The sequence below is a fragment of the Kitasatospora sp. NPDC091257 genome (assembly GCF_044757675.1).
GTDB classification, from domain to species: domain Bacteria; phylum Actinomycetota; class Actinomycetes; order Streptomycetales; family Streptomycetaceae; genus Kitasatospora; species Kitasatospora lactacystinica.
This window is the reverse complement of record NZ_JBIVVI010000586.1, coordinates 1-5,598: the sequence shown is the minus strand read 5'-3', so window position 1 is coordinate 5,598 and position 5,598 is coordinate 1. Positions and strand designations below refer to the sequence as shown.

Below are 5,598 nucleotides of genomic sequence, written 5' to 3'. Positions count from 1 at the left end.
GGTGGAGGGCGCGGCGGGCCCGGAGGACGGCCGGACGGGGCGCGGGGACGGGACGGAGGCCTCGGGGGCCGCCTGCCTCGGCGCGAACGGGGTGGGGCGTGCCGCCGCCGGGCCGGACTCGGGGGCGGCGGTGTCCGCGCCGGTGCGCGGGAGCAGGCCGACGCCCTCGTCCTTGCGTTCCTTCAGGACGAGCCTGTTGTCGTTCCACTGGTAGAGGCTGGTGGTCCGGGCGTAGGCGCTGGTGGGCTCGAACAGCCACAGGTCGGTGCCGACGGTAGCGGCGCTGAACGCCGGCTGGACCTGCACCTGGAGGACGGGCAGCAGGTGGTCCTCGGCGAGGGCGTAGACGTGCAGCACGACCCGCCCGGGGGTGGTGACGACGGTGATCAGCTCGGGCTGCCCGTCCCCGGAGAGGTCGCGGAACTCGGGGGCGCGGACCTCGCACCCGGCGCAGGAGCCGAGCGCCTGGCGCTCCTCCGGGCCCACGTTCGGGTCCTTGGCGAGGACGGTGCGCACGTCGACCGCGGTGATGTCGTGCCCGGGGACGGTCAGGTCCGGTACGGGCTGCGGCGGCTCCTGGGTGACGCCGGCCGCGGCCGCGGAGGGCGGCGGGGAGGTGGGCAGCTTCGGCCAGAGCGGCTGGAGCACCGGCGGCGGCGTGACGGCCCGGAGCGGGCCCTGGTCGCGCAGGTCGCCGGGGGTGGCGCGGCCGAAGGCCAGGCCGGCGAGGGCGAGGACGACGACCAGGCCGGCCAGGGTGGCGAGCTGGACGGCGCCGGGCCGGCGGCGGGGTGGTGGTGTTGCTGCCACGGTCGGTGTTCGTCCTCCTGCTCTGCGGCGTCGTTCCGGTCGTCGCTCCCGTCACCGCCCGGGTGGTAGGTCGCGCGGTCGGTGGTCGGCGGTTCCGCGACGGTAGCTTCGTGCGGGTAGTCCGGGTAGTCCGGACCACGTGGGTCGTACGGCTCGTACGGTCCATGCGGTTCATGTGGTCCGTACGACCCGTCCCGGCCGTCAGGCCGGGTCCGCCAGCACGATGATGTTGTCCGTCCAGTGGCCGTCCGAGCCGATCCGCCCGCCGCAGGTGATCAGCCGGAGTGCGGGCGCGGGCGTGTCGCCGTACACCTGCTCGGTCGGGAAGTGGTCCTTGGCGGCCTGGAGCAGCGTGCGGACCTTGAAGTCCACGGTGCTGCCGTCGGCGCGCCGGATCCGGATCAGCTCGCCGGGCCGCAGTTTCGGCAGCTGCTTGAAGACCGCCGGGCCGTGCACGGTGTCGTAGTGCCCGATGAGTACGGCGGGGCCGTTCTCGCCGGGTGTGGGGCCGTTGCGGTACCAGCCGACCTCCTCGCCCCGGTCGGCCGGCGGCACCTCGACCGTGCCGTCGGGGTTCAGGCCGAGGTCGGTCACCGGTGCGTCCACCCCGACGGAGGGGACCAGCAGGCGGGTCGGCGGCGAGGACGCGTACGGCTTCGGGGCGGTGGACGTGGATGTGGACGCGGCGCCGGTCGTGGCCGGGGTGCCCGGGGCCATCGCCGGGGCGTCCGTGCCGGTCCCGGTGCCGTGCCCGGAGGTCTCGACCCGCACCACCGGGGTCTCCCGGCCAGACAGCGCGAGCGAGGTGCCGAGCACCAGGCAGAGCAGGCCCGCGGTGCCGAAGGCGGTGCGGCGCAGCGGGCCCGGAGCGGGCCGGGCGGCGCGTCGGCGGCCCCGCCGGTGGTCCTTGGCGCGACGGCGGGTGTCGGTCCCCGCCACCGGGACGGCCCCGGCGCCGCTTCCCCGCCCGGCCGGGTTCGGGGAAGCGGCGCCGGGGTGCCCGGCGGACTCGGGACCGGTGTCAGCCGCGCGCACCGGAGCGGCGGCGCAGAACGGCGAAGCCCAGGGCCGCGGCGCCGACGGCCGCGACGGTGCCGCCACCGGCGAGCATCAGGCCGGAACCCTCGGACGCGGCGGAGCCGTCACCGGCCTGCGCGGCGCCCTTGGGCACCTCGCGGACCTGCGGCTGGGCGCCACCGGGCGCGACCGGGGCGGGCGAGGCGACGCCCTTGGGGGCGGCCACGGCCGGCGAGGCGTCGGTCTTCGGGGCGGCGGACGGCGTGGGCACGGCGGTCCTCGGCGCCGCGTCGCCGTTCGGGGCGGCGACACTGGGGGCGGCCGGCTTCGGCACGCCGTCGGCCCAGGCCTGCCCGCCGCTGATGGTGGCCAGCAGCGCGGCGCCGGTCAGGGCGCAGACCGCCAGGACGCGGCGGGCGGGCGAGTGGTGGGTACGGCTCCTGCTCATGCGGGGTGTCTCCATCTGCATTGGTCGGTACCTGGGCGGCCGGCGGTCCACGGTGCGGTGCGGTGCGGTTGGCACCGCGTTCGCACCGCGCTTCGCGGGCCCCGGTGTGCTGGTGTCGCGGGACGTCCGTCGTCGGCGCCGGACGCGTACGTCCTCGTCGCGGACGCCCTCCGGCCGGCTCGATCGGTTCGGCCGGTGGCGTCGAGGACGACGGTAGGAGGGCCGTGTCGCGGTCCTCGGCCGGTCGTGTCACGGCCGCCCATCGGCTGCGTAACGGCGCGGCGCTGCCGACGTTGCGGTCGCCCGCTGCCCGCTGCCCGCTGCCCGCTGCCGCCCCGCTGCCCGCTGCCCGCTGCCCGCTGCCGCCCCGCTGCCCGCTGCCGCCCCGCTGCCGCCCCGCTGCCGCTGCCCGCTGCCGCCCCGCTGCCCGTCGCCGCCCCGCGGCTACCGCCCCGCCCGCAGCCGGCGGAGGGTCCAGCCCGGGCCGAGCGGCCGGGTGTGGGCCGTGAAGAGCTCGGCGGCCCGGCGGTAGGAGAGGCGGGCGTGGCCGGTGTACGGGCAGCGGTCGCGGGCGGGGGTGCCGGCGGGGGCGCGGCGGTCGGTGAGGAAGAGCGGGCCGGTGGCGCGGCCGGCCACCAGGAGGGGGAGCAGCCGGGCGGTGCCGGACTGCCAGTGGACGGTGGCCTGCCCGGGGCGGGTGCGGCGGCGGGGCGGGTCGAGGTGGTCGGTGTCCAGGGCGAGGACCGTCTCGATCGCGGCGCCTGACTCGTGCAGCAGGTGCCAGAGCGCCTGTTCGCGCAGCGGCGCGCGGAGGGTGAACAGGGCGTGCAGTTCCTCGGGGGTCAACGGGCCTGCGGCCGCTGTGGGTTCGGGCAGCGGGCGGGCGAGCAGGCCGGTGGTCGGGTCGCCGTCGAGCCAGCCCCTGGCCCGCCACCAGGCCACGGCCGCGCGCAGGGTGGAGAGTTCCCGGTTGAGGGTGCGCGGGTCGGTGTCGGCCGCGCGCCGGGCGGCCGCGTCGCGCAGTCGTTCGGCGGCGTCCGGGTGGTCGAGCAGTGCGAGCGGCAGGACGGGCGGCCGGGCCCGCCGCCGTTCGGGGCCGGTGGGGGAGGGCCGGTCGGCGAGCGCCCAGGCCCAGGTGTCCAGCGCGATCCGGTAGATCCGCCGGGAGCCGTCGGCGAGCCCGGAGGCGGCCAGGTAGCGCTCGACGGCGACGGCGTACTCGACCGGTGGGAGTCCTGCCGCAGTTTCTGTCACGATCGCCTTCTTCCGCAGTAAATCAATTCCGCCAAGCCGCTCGAACCCTAGTCAAGAATCGCAGTAAAGGGCAGTTCGGGGGCCACTGGAAGGCAAATTTACTGCGGCAGTTCGCTCCGCCCGGAAAATTGACTCCAAAAGGCTCAACTTTTTCGCCGGAATCCCTTGAAGCGCTCCCCGCCGGACCGCAGACTTGCTGCACATGGCAATGCAGACCGAACGGATCCCGGCCCGTAGAAGGCGACTGGGAGACCGTCTCGCCGTGCTCGGCGAGCGCGAATTCACGTGGTTCTTCATCGGATACACGACCTCCCTGATCGGCTCCTCGATGGCGCCGGTCGCGGTCGCCTTCGCGGTGCTCGACGGCGAGGGCGGCGCCGGGGGAGCCGGCGGTGGTGGCGGCACCGCCCTGGGGTGGGTGATGGCGGCCCGGATCCTCCCGGTGGTGCTGGTGCTGCTGGCCGGCGGGGTGATCGCGGACCGGCTCGGCAGCCGCCGGGTGATGCTGGGCTCGGACCTGCTGCGCGGCCTGGTCCAGGCGCTGTTCGCCGGACTGCTGGCGGCCGGGCACGCGCCGGTCTGGGCGATGGTCGTGCTGGTGGCGCTCTGGGGGGTCGGCGAGGGGCTGTTCATGCCGGCCTTCGGCGCGATCGTGCCCGATCTGGTGCGCCGCAAGGACCTGATGGCGGACGCCAACACCCTGCTGGGGCTGGCCCGTTCGGTGTCCACCGTGGTCGGCCCCGCCACCGCCGGGCTGGTCACCGCCGCCTGGGGACCGGCGACGGTGCTGCTGGCCGACGCGGTGACGTACGGCGTCGGCGCCTTCGCGCTGGCCAGGTTGCGGCTGCCGGTACGGGCGGCGGGCGGCGAGGAGTCGATGATCCGGGACGTGCGGGCCGGCTGGTCGGAGTTCGTCTCCCGCCCGTGGCTGTGGATCACCACCGCGCAGATGGGCCTGTTCAACCTGCTGGTCTGGGCCCCCTTCCTGGTGCTGGGCCCGCTGCTCTCGCAGCGGGACCTCGGCGGCGCCCGGGCCTGGGGCCTGGTGATGGGCGTGTACGGCGCCGGGGCGGTGCTGAGCGGCCTGCTGATGCTCGGCCGGGCGCCCGCCCGTCCGCTCGCGGTGGCGTCCGCGGCGGCGCTGGCCTGGGCGCTGCCCTCCGGGGCGCTCGCGGCCGGGGCGGGGCTGCCCTGGGTGGCCGCCGGCGCGCTGGTGGCCGGGGCCGGCTCGGCGGTCTGCGGGACGCTCTACAACACCACCCTGCAGAAGTGGGTGCCGGTGGAGCTGCTCGGCCGGATGACGGCCTTCGGCGTCCTGGGCGCCTTCGCCCTCGGCCCGCTCGGACTGGCGGCGGCCGGTCCGCTGGCGGGCCGGTTCGGCGCGGACACCGTGCTGCTCGTCGGGGCGGTCTGGCAACTGGTGGCCGGGGCCGTAGTGTTGGCCGTACCGGCGGTACGGAACCGCCGCTGGGAGGAGGGCCCGGACAGCTGACCAACCCCTCGGACGGCTTCGGGGCGCACCCCCGGCCCATCGCGCACCGCGCCCGGCCGGCCCCGGAGCGCAACCGGCTGCCCCTCCCGCGCACGTAGGCCTCCGCGGCGGGCGGGGCGGCCGACCCGGTCGTACGGTGGAGGACGGGGGAGACGGAGGAGGTCGATCATGCCCGGCTCGCTCACCATCAGCCATCACGGGACCGCGGTCACCCTGGACCACGCGGACGCGGAGCGGCTCGCCACCGTACTGGCGGACCTGGCGTACCTGCTGGAGATCCCGGGGTCGAACCGGCTCAGTGACGACCAGCTGGCCGTGCTCTGCGAGGGACGGTCCCCGGACCGCGCCGATCTGGTGCACTGGTGCGCTTCGCTCGCCCGCGGGCTGAAGGCGCAGCTCTGACCGGAGCCGCCCGTGCCGCAGGCGGGCCGTCGTACGGCGGACCGCCGCGCGACGGTCCGCCACCCCGGCACCCGCCGCGCGACGGCTTGCCGCGCGACCGCCCGGCGCGCGCCCGCCCGCCGTACGATGGCGCGCGGGGCGGGGACGCCCCCCGGGTACCGGGGTGGCCGGCGGC

6 protein-coding genes are annotated in these 5,598 nt (G+C 76.8%); 2 read left to right on the top strand and 4 right to left on the bottom strand.

Annotation, left to right across the window (positions count from 1 at the left end; genetic code table 11):
- The 4 genes from ACIQOV_RS24925 to ACIQOV_RS24910 all read right to left on the bottom strand — a co-directional run.
- Positions 1–810: hypothetical protein (locus ACIQOV_RS24925; protein WP_401051957.1), on the bottom strand; the 810-nt coding region annotated here is incomplete at its 3' end.
- Between the two features lie 201 nt (positions 811–1,011).
- Positions 1,012–1,749, bottom strand: coding sequence for a class F sortase (locus tag ACIQOV_RS24920; protein WP_401051954.1), 738 nt, complete (start codon positions 1,747–1,749; stop codon positions 1,012–1,014).
- Between the two features lie 82 nt (positions 1,750–1,831).
- A complete protein-coding gene (locus ACIQOV_RS24915; RefSeq protein ID WP_359915299.1) occupies positions 1,832–2,275 on the bottom strand; it encodes a sortase-dependent protein in 444 nt (147 codons plus the stop codon).
- Positions 2,276–2,719: 444 nt separating this feature from the next.
- Positions 2,720–3,529, bottom strand: a complete 810-nt coding sequence (locus ACIQOV_RS24910; RefSeq protein WP_401051950.1) for a hypothetical protein — start codon at positions 3,527–3,529, stop codon at positions 2,720–2,722.
- Positions 3,530–3,731: 202 nt separating this feature from the next.
- Here ACIQOV_RS24910 and ACIQOV_RS24905 point away from each other — a divergent pair, with 202 nt between their 5' ends.
- Positions 3,732–5,021, top strand: coding sequence for an MFS transporter (locus tag ACIQOV_RS24905; protein WP_401051948.1), 1,290 nt, complete (start codon positions 3,732–3,734; stop codon positions 5,019–5,021).
- Positions 5,022–5,189: 168 nt separating this feature from the next.
- Positions 5,190–5,423 (top strand): hypothetical protein, encoded by a 234-nt coding sequence (locus tag ACIQOV_RS24900; protein WP_401051945.1) that lies wholly within the window; start codon positions 5,190–5,192, stop codon positions 5,421–5,423.
- The last annotated feature ends 175 nt before the right edge of the window (positions 5,424–5,598 follow it).